General features: G+C 71.6%; 17 protein-coding genes. 10 read left to right on the forward strand and 7 right to left on the reverse strand.

Features of this window, described 5'->3' with window-relative positions:
• Window positions 1-10: 10 nt before the first annotated feature.
• Window positions 11-1,024, reverse strand: coding sequence for a LacI family DNA-binding transcriptional regulator (locus tag ABZS58_RS06555; RefSeq protein ID WP_354778288.1), 1,014 nt, complete (start codon window positions 1,022-1,024; stop codon window positions 11-13).
• A gap of 250 nt (window positions 1,025-1,274) precedes the next feature.
• Between ABZS58_RS06555 and ABZS58_RS06560 the strand changes: the two genes are divergently transcribed.
• The 6 genes from ABZS58_RS06560 to ABZS58_RS06585 all read left to right on the forward strand — a co-directional run bounded on the left by ABZS58_RS06560 (window position 1,275) and on the right by ABZS58_RS06585 (window position 9,611).
• Complete coding sequence (locus ABZS58_RS06560; protein WP_354778290.1) at window positions 1,275-2,525, forward strand: maltose ABC transporter substrate-binding protein; 1,251 nt, start codon at window positions 1,275-1,277, stop codon at window positions 2,523-2,525.
• Between the two features lie 2 nt (window positions 2,526-2,527).
• Entirely contained in the window at window positions 2,528-4,057 is a 1,530-nt protein-coding gene (locus ABZS58_RS06565; protein ID WP_354778292.1) for an ABC transporter permease subunit, read from the forward strand.
• Window positions 4,058-4,065: 8 nt separating this feature from the next.
• Window positions 4,066-4,899, forward strand: a complete 834-nt coding sequence (locus tag ABZS58_RS06570; protein WP_354778586.1) for a sugar ABC transporter permease — start codon at window positions 4,066-4,068, stop codon at window positions 4,897-4,899.
• A 2-nt stretch (window positions 4,900-4,901) separates the two neighbouring features.
• Window positions 4,902-6,632: a glycoside hydrolase family 13 protein gene (locus ABZS58_RS06575; RefSeq protein WP_354778294.1), complete on the forward strand. Its 1,731-nt coding sequence runs from the start codon at window positions 4,902-4,904 to the stop codon at window positions 6,630-6,632.
• A 53-nt stretch (window positions 6,633-6,685) separates the two neighbouring features.
• The gene (locus tag ABZS58_RS06580; RefSeq protein WP_354778296.1) at window positions 6,686-7,648 is read left to right on the forward strand and encodes a hypothetical protein; all 963 of its coding nucleotides are present in this window, start codon (window positions 6,686-6,688) and stop codon (window positions 7,646-7,648) included.
• 91 nt (window positions 7,649-7,739) lie between these two features.
• On the forward strand, window positions 7,740-9,611 hold the full coding sequence (locus ABZS58_RS06585) for a ricin-type beta-trefoil lectin domain protein (protein ID WP_354778298.1): 1,872 nt from the start codon (window positions 7,740-7,742) through the stop codon (window positions 9,609-9,611).
• A gap of 13 nt (window positions 9,612-9,624) precedes the next feature.
• On the opposite strand, the gene ABZS58_RS06590 is transcribed toward ABZS58_RS06585, so the two are convergent.
• The 3 genes from ABZS58_RS06590 to ABZS58_RS06600 all read right to left on the reverse strand — a co-directional run bounded on the left by ABZS58_RS06590 (window position 9,625) and on the right by ABZS58_RS06600 (window position 11,224).
• Window positions 9,625-9,951, reverse strand: a complete 327-nt coding sequence (locus ABZS58_RS06590; RefSeq protein ID WP_354778299.1) for a DUF3817 domain-containing protein — start codon at window positions 9,949-9,951, stop codon at window positions 9,625-9,627.
• Between the two features lie 202 nt (window positions 9,952-10,153).
• On the reverse strand, window positions 10,154-10,300 hold the full coding sequence (locus ABZS58_RS06595; RefSeq protein WP_354778301.1) for a hypothetical protein: 147 nt from the start codon (window positions 10,298-10,300) through the stop codon (window positions 10,154-10,156).
• A gap of 72 nt (window positions 10,301-10,372) precedes the next feature.
• Window positions 10,373-11,224: a pyridoxamine 5'-phosphate oxidase family protein gene (locus ABZS58_RS06600; protein ID WP_354778302.1), complete on the reverse strand. Its 852-nt coding sequence runs from the start codon at window positions 11,222-11,224 to the stop codon at window positions 10,373-10,375.
• An 85-nt stretch (window positions 11,225-11,309) separates the two neighbouring features.
• On the opposite strand from ABZS58_RS06600, the gene ABZS58_RS06605 reads away from it, so the two are divergent.
• From ABZS58_RS06605 to ABZS58_RS06615, 3 genes are read left to right on the forward strand one after another with little or no spacing between them, the layout of a single operon-like run.
• On the forward strand, window positions 11,310-12,011 hold the full coding sequence (locus ABZS58_RS06605; protein WP_354778304.1) for a CGNR zinc finger domain-containing protein: 702 nt from the start codon (window positions 11,310-11,312) through the stop codon (window positions 12,009-12,011).
• Window positions 12,011-12,565 carry a DUF6886 family protein gene (locus ABZS58_RS06610; protein ID WP_354778305.1) on the forward strand — a complete coding sequence of 185 codons (555 nt, stop codon included), beginning with the start codon at window positions 12,011-12,013 and terminating at the stop codon, window positions 12,563-12,565. The genes ABZS58_RS06605 and ABZS58_RS06610 overlap by 1 nt, the downstream gene beginning before the upstream one ends.
• Before the next feature lie 48 nt (window positions 12,566-12,613).
• Window positions 12,614-13,066, forward strand: coding sequence for a hypothetical protein (locus tag ABZS58_RS06615; protein ID WP_354778307.1), 453 nt, complete (start codon window positions 12,614-12,616; stop codon window positions 13,064-13,066).
• A gap of 61 nt (window positions 13,067-13,127) precedes the next feature.
• Here the strand turns inward: ABZS58_RS06615 and ABZS58_RS06620 are convergent, their stop codons facing one another.
• From ABZS58_RS06620 to ABZS58_RS06630, 3 genes are read right to left on the reverse strand one after another with little or no spacing between them, the layout of a single operon-like run.
• Entirely contained in the window at window positions 13,128-14,318 is a 1,191-nt protein-coding gene (locus tag ABZS58_RS06620) for a cysteine desulfurase-like protein (RefSeq protein WP_354778309.1), read from the reverse strand.
• The gene (locus ABZS58_RS06625; RefSeq protein WP_354778311.1) at window positions 14,303-15,250 is read right to left on the reverse strand and encodes an RNA ligase family protein; all 948 of its coding nucleotides are present in this window, start codon (window positions 15,248-15,250) and stop codon (window positions 14,303-14,305) included. Before ABZS58_RS06625 ends, ABZS58_RS06620 begins: the two co-directional genes overlap by 16 nt.
• A 43-nt stretch (window positions 15,251-15,293) precedes the next feature.
• The gene (locus ABZS58_RS06630; RefSeq protein WP_354778313.1) at window positions 15,294-16,130 is read right to left on the reverse strand and encodes an undecaprenyl-diphosphate phosphatase; all 837 of its coding nucleotides are present in this window, start codon (window positions 16,128-16,130) and stop codon (window positions 15,294-15,296) included.
• Window positions 16,131-16,271: 141 nt separating this feature from the next.
• Between ABZS58_RS06630 and ABZS58_RS06635 the strand changes: the two genes are divergently transcribed.
• A complete protein-coding gene (locus ABZS58_RS06635) occupies window positions 16,272-17,822 on the forward strand; it encodes a diguanylate cyclase (RefSeq protein WP_354778315.1) in 1,551 nt (516 codons plus the stop codon).
• Window positions 17,823-17,841: the final 19 nt, after the last annotated feature.

Genomic DNA, 17,841 nt, shown 5'->3' on the forward strand with positions numbered 1-17,841 from the left:
GGAGAGAAATTCAGCGGGCGACGATGCCCGTCGAGCCGCGGACCACCAGCTCGGGAGGGAACAGGAACTCCGAGTGCGGGGTCGGCTGCCCGTTGATGGTGTCGACGAGGGCGCGCACGGCGGCGTTGGACATCGCCCGGACCGGCTGCCGCAGGGTCGTCAGCGGCGGGTCGGTGAAGGCGATGAGCAGCGAGTCGTCATAGCCGACGACGGAGACGTCCTTGGGCACCGAAAGACCGCGGGCGCGGGCGGCGCGGATCGCGCCGAGCGCCATCAGGTCGGAGCCGCAGACGAGGCCGGTCGCGCCGCGCGCGATGAGCCGGTCGGCGGCGGCCGCGCCGCCCTCGACGCCGAAGAGGGACAGCTCGACCATCTCGTCGAGGCCGTGCCGCTGCATCGCCGCGCGGTAACCGGTGAGCTTGCGCTGCACCGGCGAGAAACGGTCGGGGCCCGAGATGAGGCCGATGCGGGTGTGGCCGAGTGAGGCGAGGTGGTCGACCGCGGTCTGGCTGGCGAGCCGGTCGTCGCAGGAGATGCAGGGTGCGTCGAGGCCCGCGACGTAGCCGGTGATCATCACGATCGGCAGGGGCCGGTCGATCAGCTTGCGGTAGCGGTCGTGGTCGGCGGTGGTGTCGGCGTGCAGGCCGGAGATGAAGATGATCCCGGCGACGGACCGGTCCAGCAGCATCTCGACATACTCGTCCTCGGTCACGCCGCCCGGGGTCTGCGTGCACAGCACCGGCGTGAAGCCGTGCTGGGCGAGCGAGGACTCGATGATCTGGGCGAAGAGCGGGAAGATGGGGTTCTCCAGCTCGGGCGTGACCAGCCCGACGAGGCCCGCGCTGCGCTTGCGCAACCGCTCCGGGCGCTCGTAGCCGAGCACGTCGAGCGCGGTGAGGACGGCCTGCCGCGTGTCCGCGCTGACGCCGGCGCGGTTGTTGAGCACGCGGGACACCGTCGCCTCGCTGACCTCCGCCTGCCGGGCGATGTCAGCGAGCCGGGCACGGGGTGGCTCGGTGGACATGAGGCGACTGTAAAGCATCGAACCGCCATTTGTGAAAGGTCGATGCAAGGTCTTTCATTCGTCGCAAGCTCTTGCTAGCGTTCGGCCACGGCGCGTGGGTGCCGTTGGAATCGCGACCCGGCACCCGCCCGTCCCACACCCCGCATCTGGCATTTCCCCGTGGCTCCCTCGTCTGGGAGGCCGCGCACCACACCCTGCAGAAACCCTGCAAAACCTTGCACACACCCCTGTCCGAACAGGAGAAAACCCCATGCGCATCCGCATCACGGGTGTCGTCACCCTTGCGGCTCTGTCGTTGGCACTCACCGCTTGCGGCGACGGCGACAAGGCCACCCCGTCGTCCACGCAGTCGAAGGCGGCCGGCGGCACGCTCACCATCTGGGCCGACGACCAGCGCTCCGCCGCGCTCAAGCCGTTCGCCGAGAAGTTCGGCAAGGACAACGGCGTCACCGTCCAGGTCCAGGCCGTCTCCAAGGACCTGCAGACCAACTTCGTGACCGCGTCGCAGTCGGGCAAGGGCCCGGACATCGTCGTCGGCGCCCACGACTGGATCGGCAACCTGGTCCAGAACGGCGCGATCGACCCCGTCCAGCTGCCGGACGCGCAGAAGTCGGCGTTCGCCGAGGTCGCGGTCAAGGCCGTCACGTTCAACGGCCAGCTCTACGGCGTGCCGTACGCGATCGAGAACCTCGCCCTGATCCGCAACACCGACCTGGCGCCCACCGCGCCCGCGTCGATCGAGGACCTCGTCAAGACCGGTCAGACGCTGAAAACAGCCGGCAAGGTCACCAACATCATGTCGCTGCAGGTCGGCACCAACGGCGACGCGTACCACGCGTACCCGCTGTACGCCTCCGCCGGCGGCTACCTGTTCGGGCAGAAGGCGAACGGCGACTACGACCCCGCCGACCTGGGCGTGGACAAGCCCGCCTCCGTCGAGGCGTTCAAGAAGATCGCGGCGCTCGGTGAGAAGGGCAGCGGCGCGCTGACCCGCTCCATCACCGGCGACAACGCCATCCCCACGTTCACCGGCGGCAAGACCGCGTTCCTCATCTCCGGCCCGTGGGCCGTCGCCGACATCAAGAAGGCCGGCGTCAAGTACGACATCACCCCGATCCCGGCGTTCGCCGGTGGCAAGCCGGCCCAGCCGTTCGTCGGCGTGCAGGCGTTCTACGTCGCGTCGAAGGGCAAGAGCAAGGCCCTGGCCAACGAGTTCATCACCAACTACCTGACCAAGCCCGACCTGCAGGTCGCGCTGTACCAGGCCAACCCGCGCCCGCCGGCGCTCGTCGCGGCCCTGGACCAGGTCAAGGGCACCGACCCCGACATCCAGAAGTGGCTGGACGCCGGCAAGGGCGGCGCCGTGCTCCCCGCGATCCCGGCCATGGCCGCGGTCTGGGACCCGTTCGGCAAGGCCGAGGCCGCGATCGTCGGCGGCGCCGACGTGCAGTCGACGCTGACGGCCGCCGGTAAGGCGATCTCCGAAGCGATCGCCAAGTAACCATGACGACGACCCAGCGGGGAGGCGGCTCGCTCGCCGGCCCCACCATCAAGATCGCCCTGCTCGGCGCCGGGCTGGCGTTGGCGATCGCGGCCGCCCTCCCGCTGGTCGACGCCCACGCCTGGGGCTGGCTCGCGCTGCTCACCGCGACCACCGCACTGCTCTTCTACATCTACCTGACCCCGCGGCACATCGCCGCCAAGTACCTGGTGCCCGGCACCATCTTCCTGCTCGCCTTCCAGGCGGCGCCGGTGCTCTACACGGCCAGCACCGCGTTCACCAACTACGGCGACGGGCACCGCGGCAGCAAGACCGACGCCGTCACCGCCGTGCAGGGCGCGTCGGTCAAGCAGGTCCCGGGTTCCATGGAGTACGACCTGGCCGTCGCCACCCGGGAGGGCGCCATCGTCTTCCTGCTGGTCGACAAGACCGGCGCGACGTTCGTCGGCGACGGCACCGGCCTGCACGCCGCGCAGCTCACCGTCGACGGCGGCCGGATCGTCGCCGCGGACGGGTACACGCTGCTGACCCTCGGCGAGGCGAACCTCCGCAACGACGACATCCTCGCCTTCAGCGTCCCCACCGGGGAGGGTGCGGTCCGCGCGTCCGGCCTCACCCGCGCGTACAACGGCCAGGCCACCCAGTTCTACGACCAGGGCTGCGACTGCGTCACCGACCGGGGCACCGGCAGGCAGTGGAAGGCCGACAACGCCTCCGGCAGCTTCGTCGCCGCCGACGGCGATCGGCTCCCGCAGGGCTGGAAGGTGTCCGTCGGGCTCGACAACTTCACCCGGGTCCTCACCGACTCCCGCATCTCCGGGCACTTCCTGAGCACCATGGTGTGGAACTTCGCGTTCGCGATCGGCTCGGTGCTCGTCACGTTCGGCCTCGGCCTCGGGTGCGCCCTCGCGCTCAACGCCGACCGGTTGCGCGGTCGCAGCCTGTACCGGGTGCTGCTGGTGCTGCCGTACGCCATGCCCGGATTCGCGATGCTGCTCGTCTGGCGCGACATGTTCAACCAGCAGTTCGGGCTCATCAACCGGTTCTTCGGCATCGACGTCGACTGGTTCGGTACTGCGTGGACGGCCCGGCTCGCGGTCATCCTCGTGCAGCTGTGGATGGGCTACCCGTACATGTTCCTCGTCGCCACGGGCGCGCTGCAGGCGATCCCGAAGGAGATGACGGAGGCCGCGACCATCGACGGCGCGTCGGTGCTGCAACGCTTCCGGCAGGTCACGCTGCCGCTGCTGCTGGTCGCGCTGACCCCGCTGCTCATCGCGTCGTTCGCGTTCAACTTCAACAACTTCAACGCGATCTACCTGACCACGGAGGGCGGCCCGTTCCCGCCGGACGATTCCACGGTCGGCGCCACCGACCTGCTCATCACCTACACCTACCGGCTGGCGTTCGGCGGCTCCGGCGCCCAGTTCGGCTTCGCCGCGGCGATCTCGGTCTACATCTTCGCCATCGTGGCGGTCGTGTCGCTGATCGGGTTCCGGCGCAGCCGCAAGCAGGAAGAGGTCTACTCGTGACCAAGTGGATGCGCAAGGTGGGCTGGCGGCACGCCGTCGGGGTCGCCGCCCTGGTGTTCTCGCTCTTCCCGATCGTGTTCGTGGTGTCCGCGGCCTTCAACCCCGTCGGCTCGCTGAGCTCCACGGAGCTCTACCCGACCGGCGCCAGCACCGCGAACTTCACCGACCTGTTCGGCAAGACCGCCTTCGGCCGGTGGTACGTCAACTCCGTCGTCATCGCGAGCATCGCCGCCGCCGCGGCCGTGTTCCTGTCGGTGCTCGCCGCCTACGCCTTCTCCCGCATGCGCTTCGCGGGCCGGCGGGTCGGGCTGATGGCGCTGCTGCTCATTCAGATGTTCCCGCAGTTCCTCGCGGTCGTCACCATCTACCTGATCTTCGCCGAGATCGGCGACTTCTATCCCGCGTTCGGGCTGGACACCCCGTGGGGGCTGATGCTGCTGTACCTCGGCGGCGCGCTCGGCGTGAACACGTGGCTGATGAAGGGGTTCCTCGACACCGTGCCGCGGGAGCTCGACGAGTCCGCGATGATGGACGGCGCCACCCACGCGCAGACGTTCTTCCGAATCACGCTGCCGCTGATCGCGCCGATCCTCGCGGTGACCGCGCTGCTCGGCTTCATCGGCACCATCAACGAGGTCCTCCTCGCCAACGTGTTCCTGCGCTCCGACGACTCCAAGACCCTCGCCGTCGGCCTCTACGGGCTGATCGCCGGGCAGCGCAACGCGAACTTCGGAATGTTCTGCGCCGGGTCGCTGCTGACCGCGATCCCCACCGTGCTCGTGTTCCAGTCGCTGCAGCGGTACATCGTGTCGGGCCTGACCGCGGGTGCGGTGAAGGGGTAGCCATGATCCACCACGACGGTTCCGCCCTGCACGTGCCGGACCAGGCGCCGGCGCCGGGCAGCGACGTCGACGTCCTCCTGCGGACCTCGCCGGGGGTTTCGCAGGTCCACGTCAGATCCCTTGTGGACGGTGAGCCGCGCTTCAGTACTGCTTCTTCCGAACGCCGCGGCGACGAGCTCTGGTGGCGGGCGACCCTGCCGGTGCGCAATCCGGTGACGCCGTACCGGTTCCTGGTCGATGGCAACTGGTACACCGCGAACGGGCTCGCCGGTCACGAGGTCCCCGACACGACCGACTTCCGGCTGGTGGCGCATCCGGCGCCGGCGGCCTGGATCCGTGACGCCGTCATCTACCAGATCTTCCCCGACCGGTTCGCCCGGTCGGCCGCGTACGCCGAACGCGCCCTGCCCTCGTGGGCGGTGCCGAGCGGCTGGGACGCCCCGGTCATCGGCCGCGGCGAGCTCGCCGGGCGGCAGATCTACGGCGGCGACCTCGACGGCATCGCCGGCCGCCTCGACCACATCCGGTCGCTCGGCGCGGACACCGTCTATCTGACCCCGTTCTTCCCGGCCGGCTCCAACCACCGCTACGACGCGTCCACCTTCGACACCGTCGACCCGCTCCTCGGCGGCGACGCGGCCCTCGCCCGGCTCGCCGACGCCCTGCACGCCCGCGGGATGCGGCTCATCGGCGACATCACCACCAACCACACCGGCGACGGCCACGAATGGTTCCACGACCCGGCCGCCCGGGACCGCTACTACCACGGGCCGGACGGCGGCTACGCCGCCTGGCTCGGCGTGCCGAGCCTGCCGAAGCTCAACTGGAACTCCACCGGGCTGCGCAAGGCGTTCGTCGACCCGCTGCAGCGCTGGCTCGAGCACCTCGACGGCTGGCGGGTCGACGTCGCCAACATGACCGGCCGGCACGGCACCGACGACCTCACCCACGAGGTGTCGCGGCTCGTCGCCCGCGCCGTGCGCGACGTGCGCCCCGACGCGATGCTCGTCGCCGAGCACGCCCACGGCGCCGGCGGTGACCTCGACGCCGACGGCTGGCAGGGCACCATGAACTACACCGGCTTCACCCGTCCACTGTGGACCTGGCTGCGCGGGCCGGACCTGGCGCTGCCGGACTTCCTCGGTGTCCCCGGCGGCGTGCCGGCCCGCGGCGGCGACGCCGTCGTCAAGGCGATGCGCGCCGTCTCGTCGAGCATGTCGTGGCGGTCGTGGACGCACTCGTGGAACGCGCTGAGCACCCACGACACCGCCCGCGTCCGCACCGTCGCCGGCGACCCCGGCCGGGTCGAGGTCGCCGCCGGGCTCCTCGCGACCCTGCCGGGCGTGCCGATGCTCTTCGCCGGCGACGAGCTCGGACTCACCGGCGAGTACGGCGAGGAGTCCCGGCAGCCGATGCCGTGGCACGACGAGCCCGGCTGGCACCGGCCGACCCTGGAGCGCTACCGGGCGCTGCTCGGGCTGCGCCGCGCCCACCCGGCGCTGCGGCACGGCGGGATGCGGGTCGAGCACGCCGACGCCGACACGATCGCCTTCTGGCGGGAGACCCCGTCGGAACGGCTCCTGGTGTTCGCCCGCCGGGCGTCCGGCCCGCCGGTGCGGCTGCCGCTCGCGGGCGCGGTGAACCTCTACGGCGGCGCCGCCGCCGAGGCGCCGTCCGACGGCCCGACCTTTCAGGTATGGCAATTGATGGCAACACCGATTGACCGACCGTGATGCTGTCCCTTCACTGGGGAGAGCGCTCTCTCGCGCTCTGAGTGGAGGCACCCTTGTCGGTCCGTCGTCTCGTCCTTCCCGCCGCCGTCATGCTCGCGATCAGCCTGATCCCGGGGGTGGCGGCGGCCTACACCACCGTCCACACCGGGTCGGGGCGCCCCGCGCTCGCCCTGGCGAGCAACCGGCTCTACGCCGCGTGGACCGGATCCACCTCCGGCACGTCCGGCAAGCAGCTCATCGTCGCCTGGTCCGGCGACGGCGGGCGCACCTTCACCAAGGACAACACCGTCGTCGAGCGCATCCCCGAAGGTGAGGGCCCGGCGCTGGACGCCGACGGCTCGTTCGGCTACGCCGTCGGCGTCTACCTGGCGTGGCCGGCCGCCAACAACGGCAACACCCTGACCGTCGGGTACACCATCGGCAGCGGCCTCAAGTGCCGGACCGCGATCACCGGCGTGCGCACCGACCGGTCACCCGCGATGACGCACGACAGCACCTTCGGCACCCGGTGGATCGCCTGGACCGGGACCGACAACCGGATCAACGTGGCCCGCCTCGACAGCACCGGCTGCACCGGCGCGCCCGGCGGCATGGTGCTGCGCGACCGGGTCACCCTCGCCGAGACCACCACCGGCGGTCCGGCGCTGGTCTTCGACGACTCCGGCGCGGGCAACGGGCTGATCCTCGGCTGGACCGGCGCCGGCGGCGTCATCAACCTCGCGACCGTCACGCCCGGCTCCTCCGTGCTGACCAACCGCTCGACCGTGACGCAGCCCGGGCAGCTGTCCACCGGCGCGCTCGCGCTGACGTCGCACCCGTCGGACCTCTACATCTGGTTCCGTGCGACGGACGGCACCGTGCATCGCGGCTACTCCCAGGGCTGCCGGCCGACCTGCTTCTACATGTTCGCCTGGGAGCTGCCGGCGGCGTCCCCGGTCGGCGCGGGCACCGACGGCTTCCACGACACCATCGGATACTTCGACCCCAACGGCAAGCTCAACGTGGCCACCTATTGACAGGTTGGCTGCCTATTGCGGAGAGTTCGATCGGGGCTTATTTCAAGTCCTGAACTTTTCGTGCACGCCGCCCCCCGCCAGGAGCATCACCATGGTCCCAACCCGACCGTTGCTCGCCCTGTCCGTCCTGGCCGCGTCGGTGGTGGCCCTCAGCGTGCCCAGCGCTGAGGCCGCCGCCACCAGCGTCCAGGTCTACTGGAGCTCCGAGTCCCGCACCGCCGGCTACGAACCCAAGAACGGCAACTGGTACACCAACCCCGCCACCGGCCTCGCCGGCACGCCCTACCAGCTGTCCCGGCAGGCCGACACGCCCGTCGTCGCGGCCACCGGTACCGCCACCATCACCGCCGACACGAACAACCGCTTCCAGACGATCCTCGGCGTCGGCTCCTCCCTGGAGGAGTCGACCGTCTCCAACCTGTCGCGGATGAGCGCCACCGCCCGCGACCGGGCCCTGCGCGCGCTCGTCGACCCCGCGACCGGCGCCGGCTTCAACGTCATCCGGATCACGTTCGGCACCAGCGACTTCACGTCGGGCGCCTTCTACACCTACGACGACGGCGCCGCCGACCCGACGCTGTCGCGCTTCTCGATCCAGCGCGACATCGACCTCGGCATCATCGCCACCGTCCGCCAGGCCCTCGCCATCAACCCTGACATCAAGGTGTTCGCGAGCGCGTGGTCGGCGCCGCCGTGGATGAAGACCAGCAACGCCATCATCGGCGGCAGCCTCGTCACCGGCCAGATCCCGACCCTCGCCGCCTACTACCGGCGGGCCGTCGCCGCGTACGCCGCGCAGGGCATCCCGATCCACGCCCTCACCCTGCAGAACGAGCCGCTGTTCTCCCCGCCGGACTACCCCGGCATGCTCGTCTCCGCCGACCAGGAGCGGCAGCTGGCCAAGGCGCTGCGCACCGAGCTCACCAACAACGGCTTCAGCACCCGCATCTGGGCCTTCGACCACAACTTCTCCGAGGCGGTCTCCTACGCCGCGGGCGTCCTCGGCTCGTCCAGCGCCCATTCCGACGCGTACTCCTCCGTGGACGGCATCGCATTCCACGACTACGCCGGCGACCCGTCCGCGATGAGCACGGTGAAGGCGGCGTACCCGGACAAGGACATGCTGATGACCGAGCGCTCCGTGTGGGGCACCTCGGGCGCCGACCGGATCGCGCAGTACTTCCGCAACAACGCCACCCTGTATGAGGGCTGGGTCAGCATGCTCGACCAGAACCGCTCCCCCGAACGGTGGTCAGGCTCGCCCGACCCGACGATGCTCGTGCAGAGCACCAGCAACCGCGACACGTTCTGGGCGCTGCCCGACTACAACATGGTCGCCCAGTTCTCGAAGTTCGTGAAGCCCGGCGCCCGGCGGGTCTCCACCGGGTACGGCAGCACCGGCACCGTCACGAACGTCGCGTTCCTCAACCCGGACGGCACGCTCGTCACCGTCGTGGTCAACCAGACCGGTGCGTCGCAGGCCTTCACGCTGCGGGTCGGCGGCCAGCAGATCGGCAGCACGCTGCCGGCGAAGACGGTCGGCACCTACCTGTGGGCCGGGGCCAGCAGCGGTACGCCGTCCACGCGGGTCGGGCCGATCACCGGCTACGGCGCCAAGTGCGTCGACGTCGCGGGCGCGGCGACCGCCAACGGCACCAAGATCCAGCTGTGGACGTGCAACGGCTCCGCCGCCCAGTCGTGGACCGTCGGCACGGACGGCACGCTGCGCGCCCTCGGCAAGTGCCTGGACGTCGCCGCGGCCAGCTCCGCGAACGGCACGAAGGTCCAGCTGTACGACTGCAACGGCAGCACGGCGCAGACCTGGACGGCACCGGGCGACGGGACCCTGCGGGCCCTCGGCAAGTGCCTGGACGCGACCGGGCCCAGCTCGGCGGACGGCACGCAGCTGCAGATCTGGGACTGCGGCACCGGCGCGAACCAGCGCTGGAACCTGCCTGCCTGACGCTTTTTCCGGGTCAGGCCCGCGCTGCTACCGGGGCGGGCCTGACCCGGCGGCGTTCCACCCACAGCTCGAACAGCAGCGTCGTGAACGGCGGGATCGACGCCGCGGCGCCGACGACGAGACGCCAGAAGCTCCACCGCTCCCGCACCGTCACCCAGACGAGGGCGGCCAGGTACGCGACGAACATCGCCCCGTGGACCGGCCCGAAGATCTTCACGCCGATCTCGTTCTCGACCACGACGTACTTGAAGAACATCCCGATCAGCAGGCCGGCCCAGGAGCACGCCTCGCCGATCGCGGCGAAACGGAACACGCGCGCGGCGGTGTCGGCGTTGGTCATCGCAACAGCCTGCACCCTGCCCCCTGACATGGCGCAGGCCGGTCACCGTGGTGGTGACCGGCCTCACGCCAGGGGTGTGTTGCTGTGTTAGTTGGAGGCGACGCCGAGTTCGGCTGCGCCGCCCGTGCCGGCACCGCTGCCACCGTTGAGTTCGGTGATGGAGGTGAAGGCGGATTCGAGGCGGAAACGTGCCACCGCGTGGCTACGCGCTGACGACCGGCCAGGCGTAGGCGAGCAGGGCGAAGGCGGCGCCGAGGATCGCCAGGTTGAAGCCGCGCGACGGCACCGGCAGGGCGGCGACGACGAGCAGGATGATGGCGATGATGTACAGAATGGCCTGTGCCGACATGGGAACCTCCGTTGGGGGGAAACGGTCGAGCAGTCGGATTCCCAGGGGCGTTCCGGGCGAAACACCGGCCGGTCAGCGGGCGGTCAGCGCGGGATGCACGCCGGCGACCACGGCCGTCGGGTGGAAGCGCACCCGCCGGCCCGTCACCTCGTCGGGGGCGCCGGTGCCGGCCTCGGTCCACTCGACCGTGGCGGTCCCTGAAAGGTGCAGGGTGCGGCCGGTCGTGAAGTCGGGCACCAGCAGCGCGGCGGCCGGATCGGCGGCGAGGTTGCCGAGACTGTTGAACATGTTGTTGCCCGGATAGTCCGGCCACCACAGTTCGCCGCCGTCGCCGTCGGAACGGAGAAAGCCCGGCGGACCCCCGCGGTGCGAAGCGTCGGCGCCGCGGACGGGGTGTGCGGTGCCGAGGAAGAACGTGTCGGCGCCGCGGACGGCGGCCACGTCTGCCGGGCTGAGCTTGCCGGGCGCGGTGAACGTCGCCGGCGCTGCCGGTGCCGCTTCGAGCCGGCGTGGGTGGATGTACTGGGGGCAGTTGCCGAACGCCTCGGCCACGTCGATCGTCAGCTCGTCGACCCTGGTCAGGGTGCCGTTGACGCGCATCCGGCGGCGGGTGGCGAAGTCGATCGCGATCAGGCCGACCCGCTGCCCGGCCGGGAGGTCGTGCAGCGGGTCACCGGCGGGGAGGGTCGCGCCGACCCGCAGTGTCCGCCCGAGCCCCGCAAGGAACCCGGGGGCCCCGGTCAGCGCCGAGGCCCACAGCCTGCCGGCGGCGTCCCGGCCGGTGACGACGGCGAGGGTCCGCTCCGCCAGCCATCCTGCGGCGCCCCGGCTCAGCCCGCCGGGCGCCAGCATGCCGCTGAGCCGGGCCGCCTCGAGCCGCACCCCGGCCCGATCCTGGACCGCCAGCTCGCCTTCGTGGAACACCGTCGGCACCTCCCTAACGGATGAATTGCTCTCATTCCATTAGTCCACGGTGAAATGGTTTTCGCAATGCTTTACCATTAGGTTCGTGGAGCCGTTGCCGGTCGAGCTGATGAACACCGTGCGCGCGGACCGCGACGGCGTGCACGACACGATCGCCGACCCGGCCGCCGCCGCGCGCTGGCTGCGGGAGGCGCGGCCCGAGGCCGGCATCCCCGGCTGGGAGGCGGCCGCCGAGCTGCGCGACCTCCGCGACGCCCTGCGGCAGCTCGCGGCCGCCGCGACCGGCGACGATCGTGAGGCGACAGCGGAGCTCACCGGCCACTGGATGGCGACCGCGGCGACCGGCGGTGACCGTGAGGCGGCAGCGGAGCTCACCGGCCATCGGATGGCGACCGCGGCGACCGGCGGCGAGGTGGCGGCGGGCGCACCGTCCGGCGCCGACCTGGAGATGGCGGTCGCCGTCGTCAACCGTGCGTGTGCCCGTGCTCCTTCGTGGTCGGAGCTGCACTGGCCCGACCCCGGCGACAGCGATGACGAGCCGCGCGCGGCGACGCGAACGGCGCACAGCCCGGCGCTCGCCGCCATCGCGGCCATCGCCGAGGAAGCCGTCGCGTTGTTCGCCGGGCCGGATCGCCTGTTGCTGCGGGCCTGTCATGCGCCGGGCTGCGTGCTGTACTTCATCCGGAACCATCCACGCCGGGCGTGGTGCTCCGACGGCTGCGGCAACAGGGCCCGCGTCGCGCGGCACTACCGGCGTCACCACGGCGGCTCGACGGAAGGCGGCTGATGCGACCGGAGCCCGGGCAGGTGCTGCACTTCTCCGAGGACCCGACGATCACCCGGTTCGTGCCGCACGTCGCGGTGACGGCGCGGGAGACCGAGCCGTACGTGTGGGCCGTCGACCACGACCGTTCGCCGGACTACTGGTTTCCCCGTCAGTGCCCGCGGGCGATGGCCTGGACCGGCCCGGACACCACCGGCGAGGACCGCGACCGGATCGTCGGTGCCGGTTGTGGCGACCGGGTCCACGCGGTCGAGTACGGCTGGCTGGAGGCGATCCGCACCGCCCGCGTCTACGCGTACCGGCTGCCGGCCGCGCAGTTCCGGCCGATCGGGGACCACGCCCACGTCGCTGTGGAGCCCGTGGTCCCGATCGGGCCGGCCGAGCCGGTCGGTGACCTTCTCGCCCTGCACGCGGAGGCCGGGATCCAGCTGCGGGTGCTGCCGGAGCTGTGGCGGTTCTGGGCCGCTGTCACGGCCAGCACCCTGCGGTTCAGCGCCATCCGCATGCACAACGCGGTGGCACGTTTCCGGGATTTGAACCGTTCCCCGCGGTCCTAACGTCTATCTCAACAGCGAGACAACAACACCACTCCAGGGGAGATAGACATGAGCGACTACGAGACCGGTGACGCGGGCTACAACGGCGACGACACCTCCTACGGCAACTACGAGGCCGGCCACGAGCAGGAATCCCTCGACCAGCTGCACCAGGTCAACGCCAGCGAGGCCGACTACAACAACCAGTTCAACGTCTACGAGCAGGACCACGCCGCCGCTGAGCAGACGTCGTTCGACCAGGGCCACCACGTCGAGTACACCAACCCCAACGGCGCGCACTACGAGGAGTCCGACTTCACCTCCTACGACCACAGCTCGGTCGAGACCGACCACGTGTTCGCCGCCGAAGGCAGCGAGTCCTCGCACACCGCCGAGTACTCCCAGCTCGACGCCCTCCAGGCCCGCCTCGAAACCGCGTTCGAGTCCATCACCCAGATCAACGGCGGCGGCGACACCGCCGGCACCGGCGGCGCCGCCGAACTCGGCGTCGCCTCGAACTAGCACGACAAGCAACCCCTGGCGTGAGGCCGGTCACCACCACGGTGACCGGCTCCGCCCGTTTCTAGAGGGCGGCGATGAGCCGGTCCACGTCGTCGCTCGTCGTGTAGAGGGAGATGCCGGCCCGCACCGCGCCGCCGGTGTCCCGCAGGCCCATCGCCGTGAAGTACTCGGCGGCGTAGTAGTCGCCGGAGAAGACGCAGACACCCCGGTCGCCGAGGCGGGCGGCGGTCGCCGCCGGGTCCTGCCCCCGGACCCGGAACGACACCGTCGGGCAGCCGCCGGCCGGCGCGGGCAGGACGTCCACCGACGGCGTCGACCGCAGGCCGTCCAGGAGCTGTTCGAACAGGCGCATCTCGTACGAGTGGACCGCCGCCATCGAGCGGAGGACCTGGTCGCGGCGCGAGCCGGTGGTGTCGTCGCCGAGCGTCGCGAGGAACCCGACCGCCGCCTCGAGCCCCGCGAGCAGCTCGAAGCTCGGCGTGCCCAGCTCGAACCGCTCCGGCACCGCGTCCGACGACGGCAGCAGCTTCAGCATCGGCGTCGACTCCCACCGCGAGGGCGCCGCCACGCACGCCGCGAGGTGCGGGCCGGACCACTTGTAGGCGCTGGTCACGTAGTAGTCGGCGCCGAGCGCGGCAACGTCGACCGGCAGGTGCGCGGTCGCGTGCACCCCGTCGACGTAGACGACGGCGTCGACCGCGTGCGCGACGGCGGCGATCGCGGCGACGTCCGGGCGGGTGCCGATGGCGTTGCTGGCCGCGGTCACCGCCACGACCCTGGTCCGGGCGTCGACGAGCTGCGTGAACGCGTCGACGGGCAGCGCGCCGGTCGCCGGGTCGAACGCCGCCCGGCGCACCTCGACGCCGGTGGCCTCGGCCAGCTGCACCCATGGTCGTACATTGGCGTCGTGGTCGAGCCGGGTCACGACGATGTTGTCGCCGGGCTCCCACGTCCCGGCGAGCCCGCGGGCCACGGTGTAGGTGAGCGCGGTGGCGCTCGGCCCGAACACGACGCCGGCCGGGTCGGCGCCGACGAGGTCACCGACGGCGGCGCGGGCCGCGTCGACGATCCGCAGGGCGCGCCGCCCCGGCTCGAACGCGGTGGTCCGGTTGCTCACGGCGCCGCCGAGGACCCCGGCGACCGCCTGCGCGACCGGCGCGGCGACCAGGGTGCCGGCGGCACCGTCGAAGTGGGCGAACCCCTCGGCGAGCGCCGGGTAGGCCCGCCGGGCGCGTGCTACGTCGAACGGCATACGGCGACGATAGCCGCCCGGCGGACGACATCCTCGATCGCCGCCTGCTGCCCGTCGTCGAGCGCCGCGACCGCCGCCGGGTGCGCCTCGGACAGGTCGACCATGACGTCCAGGACGATCTCGTCCAGGAGCGGCCCCGCACCCACTTTGGACCGGGCGCCGGCGACCCGCGGCGGGTTGACGAGACCGGCGGCGATCCGCGCGAGGTCGTCGACGGGGATCCGCGTGTACGGGTCCCACGGCAGGCTCTCGTCGAAGCGCTGCTCGTCGAACTCTTCGATCTTCGCCTTGACCACGGTGCGTTCCTGCGGGGCGAGCGCCGCGTCGGGTCGCAGCACGACCCCCTCGGCGAGGTTGCCGTCGATCGGGGGAAGGCCGCTCGGCACCAGGGTCCGGAACCGGACCGGCACGGCGTCCAGGGACGCGCGGGTGCCGCGGGCGAGCAGCGGCACCACGTCCAGCCCGGCGGCCTCGGCGACCTTCGCGACCGCGGCGTAGGTCCGGTACACGCCCGGGTCGTCGGGACGCTGGTGATCGAGGACGTCGAACAGGGCGAACCGGACGCCGGGGGAGTACCAGACGCCGGTCTGCACCGCCGACGCGCCCGGCACCGGCGGCACCCCCGGATGCGGGTAGTGGCCGCCGTGGAGTTCGCCGTACAGCCGTACCGTGGCGGCGCCGTCGGCAAGGGCAAGGCGGGCGGCCTGCTCGAACGCGGGGCGCAGCAGTTGCCAGCCGAAGAACGGCTCATCGCCGCCGAGCCACGCCTTCCGCTTGCCGACGCGGGTCACGGCCCCGTCGGCGGCGACGACGAGCTGCGCGCCGTGGATCTTCTCGGTGGCGATCCACGGCCCGCCGACGGCCCGGGAGCCGGCGGAAGGGCGTGACAGCTGCCTCGCCGTGGGGATCTTCGGGTACGCCAGGTGCCGCATCGCAGCAGTATGGCGAGGTCCGGCGGGCGGCGTCGCCGGAGTTTCAGGTGGCGCTGATGACGCCGCCCCACAGCAGGGCGACGATGATGCCGCCGACCGCGGCGCGGTAGTAGACGAACGTGGCGATCGAGTTGCTGGCGACGAACTTCAGCAGCCAGGCGATCGACGCGTAGGCCACGACGAAGCTGACCACGGTGCCGACCGCGGCGGCGCCCCAGCCGACGGTCGCGCTGACCTCGCCGGCGCGCTGCACACCTTCGAGGATGCCGGCGGCGGCGAGGGCGGGGATGCCGAGGAAGAACGACATGCGGGTCGCGGTCACCCGGTCGAGGTGCCGCAGCAGCCCGACGCTGATCGTCGCCCCGGACCGGGACACGCCGGGGATCAGCGCGATGCACTGCGCCATGCCGATGATCAGCGCGTCCTTCCAGGTCAGGTCCGCCTCGCCGACCTTCTGCGTGGCGAGGTGCTCGGCGATGACCATGACGAGGCTCCACACGACGAGCGCCCCGGCGACGAACCAGAGGCTGCGCAGCTCGCCCTCGATGATGTCCTTGAACAGCAGCCCGACGACGGCGATCGGCAGCGACCCGATGATCACGTTGATCGCCATCTTCCAGCCGGTCTCCTTGCGCGCCTCGGCGCTGCGCAGCCCCTTCACGAACCCGGTGATGAACCGCACGATGTCGGTGCGGAAGTAGATGATCGCGGCGATGATCGCGCCGACCTGGATCACGGCGGTGAACGCGGTGACGCCCTTGTCGTCGATCGGGATGCCCATGAGCTTCTCGGTGATGGTCAGGTGACCGGTGGAGGAGACCGGCAGGAACTCGGTCACGCCCTCCACGACGCCGAGCACGACCGCTTGCCAGATCTCCATGGGATCCCCTCCCGCTGCCGCCGACGTCGGCACGATCCTAGGTGCACGGGTCGCGGCATCGCGCTCAGGTCCTGGCGTGGCGCCGCACCCGGTCCCGGCGTTGCGCTCAGGTTCCCGCGTGACGTGCCGATGGTGCGGGTCATGACTGGCACAGCAGTGATCAGCGCCGACAGGGTCGCGGCGATGGTGCTCGGCATGGAGGTCGACCGGCGCACCGCCGACCGGGAGCGGGCCGAGGCCGCCGAACGCGCCGCCGTGGAGCTCGGCCGGGACGACCTGGCCGCCCGGGCGCGGCTCGTGATCGCCGACGCGCTCGCCCGCGGCGGGGAGCTCGCGGCGTCGGCGCCGCTGCTGCACGAGGTGCACCGGTGGGCGGTGCTGGAGAACGACCAGTACGTGCTGGCCCGCACCCATTTCCTGCTGTCGATCCTGCACACGTGCCTCGGTGACAACGCGCAGGCGCGGCGGCACGCGCTGATGTCGGTGGACCACCTGCCGGATCACGTGCCGCCGCTGATCCGCGGCGCGCACCTGGTCATCCTGGCCCTGTCGGTCGACGTGGTGTCACGGGCGGACGCGGCGCCGTACCACGCGGAGGCCCTCGACATCGCCGCTGCCGCCGGTGACCACGAGCTGAGCCGTTCGGTGCTGAACAACATGGCGTACGCCGCGTACCAGGCCGGCGACGCGGACGCGGCCGGTGAGCTCGTCGAGCGGATGCGCCGGCTGGTCGAGCGGACCGGCGTCGAGCTGCGCCCGCCCGACCTGGACACGATCGCCCGGGTGGAGCTGCTGCAGGGCCGGTTCGCCGAGGCGGAGCGCACGTTGCTGCCGCTCGTGGACCCGGCCTCGACCCGTCGCGACGCGGAGGGCAACATGCTGCCCGAGGTGCTGCTGACCCTCGCCGAGGCGCAGCGGCTCGGCGGCGCCCTGGACCGCGCCCAGTCCACCGTCGAGCGGTGCCTGGCGCTGAGCGGGCAGCGCGGCATGGTCGACGTCGGGGCGAGGGCCCGCCGCGAGCTCGCCCGCCTGCACGCCTGCAGGGGTCGCTTCCAGGAGGCGTACGAGGAGCAGTGCCGCTTCGACGAGGAGTCGCAGGCGCTGCGCTCCGCCGAGCGGGAGGAGCAGGCCCGCCTGGCGCAGCTGGTGTTCGAGAGCCGGGAGGGGCAGCGCGAGACGGTCCGGTTCCGCGAGATGGCGCTGCGCGACGCGCTGACCGGCCTGTACAACCGGCGGTTCGTCGACGCGCAGCTGCCCGCCCTGCTCAGCCGTGCCGAGCAGCGCGGCACGGCCGTGTCCGCGGCGCTGGTCGACATCGACTTCTTCAAACGGATCAACGACACCCTGTCGCACGAGGTCGGGGACCTGGTCCTGCGGCGGGTCGCGACGGTCATGGCCGAGTCGGTCGACGAGCCCGCCACGGTGGCCCGGCTCGGCGGTGAGGAGTTCGTGGTCGTGCTGCCGGGTGCGGGCGCGGAGGAGGCCGTCGCCCGCTGCGAACGGATCCGGGTGGCGGTCCAGCACCACCCGTGGTCCGAGCTCACCGGCGACCTGCCGGTGACGGTGAGCATCGGCGTGTCCAGCACCGCCGACGGCCGCACCACCGCCGCGGCCCTGCTCAGCCAGGCCGACCGCAACCTCTACGCCGCCAAGCGCAGCGGCCGCAACCGCGTGCTCGCCGACCCCGCCTGAGCCGCGCTCATCGGGGGGC

Source organism: Dactylosporangium sp. NPDC005555 (genome assembly GCF_040605635.1).
Lineage (GTDB): Bacteria > Actinomycetota > Actinomycetes > Mycobacteriales > Micromonosporaceae > Dactylosporangium.

Bases quoted from the DNA above. Each gene is read 5' to 3' on its own strand.
- ABZS58_RS06635 (WP_354778315.1), top strand. From the start codon at position 16,272: ATGACTGGCACAGCAGTGATCAGCGCCGACAGGGTCGCGGCGATGGTG.
- ABZS58_RS06590 (WP_354778299.1), bottom strand. From the start codon at position 9,951: ATGACCAACGCCGACACCGCCGCGCGCGTGTTCCGTTTCGCCGCGATC.
- ABZS58_RS06615 (WP_354778307.1), top strand. From the start codon at position 12,614: ATGAGCGACTACGAGACCGGTGACGCGGGCTACAACGGCGACGACACC.
- ABZS58_RS06595 (WP_354778301.1), bottom strand. From the start codon at position 10,300: ATGTCGGCACAGGCCATTCTGTACATCATCGCCATCATCCTGCTCGTC.
- ABZS58_RS06555 (WP_354778288.1), bottom strand. From the start codon at position 1,024: ATGTCCACCGAGCCACCCCGTGCCCGGCTCGCTGACATCGCCCGGCAG.
- ABZS58_RS06585 (WP_354778298.1), top strand. From the start codon at position 7,740: ATGGTCCCAACCCGACCGTTGCTCGCCCTGTCCGTCCTGGCCGCGTCG.
- ABZS58_RS06565 (WP_354778292.1), top strand. From the start codon at position 2,528: ATGACGACGACCCAGCGGGGAGGCGGCTCGCTCGCCGGCCCCACCATC.
- ABZS58_RS06620 (WP_354778309.1), bottom strand. From the start codon at position 14,318: ATGCCGTTCGACGTAGCACGCGCCCGGCGGGCCTACCCGGCGCTCGCC.
- ABZS58_RS06575 (WP_354778294.1), top strand. From the start codon at position 4,902: ATGATCCACCACGACGGTTCCGCCCTGCACGTGCCGGACCAGGCGCCG.
- ABZS58_RS06570 (WP_354778586.1), top strand. From the start codon at position 4,066: ATGCGCAAGGTGGGCTGGCGGCACGCCGTCGGGGTCGCCGCCCTGGTG.
- ABZS58_RS06625 (WP_354778311.1), bottom strand. From the start codon at position 15,250: ATGCGGCACCTGGCGTACCCGAAGATCCCCACGGCGAGGCAGCTGTCA.
- ABZS58_RS06560 (WP_354778290.1), top strand. From the start codon at position 1,275: ATGCGCATCCGCATCACGGGTGTCGTCACCCTTGCGGCTCTGTCGTTG.
- ABZS58_RS06630 (WP_354778313.1), bottom strand. From the start codon at position 16,130: ATGGAGATCTGGCAAGCGGTCGTGCTCGGCGTCGTGGAGGGCGTGACC.
- ABZS58_RS06610 (WP_354778305.1), top strand. From the start codon at position 12,011: ATGCGACCGGAGCCCGGGCAGGTGCTGCACTTCTCCGAGGACCCGACG.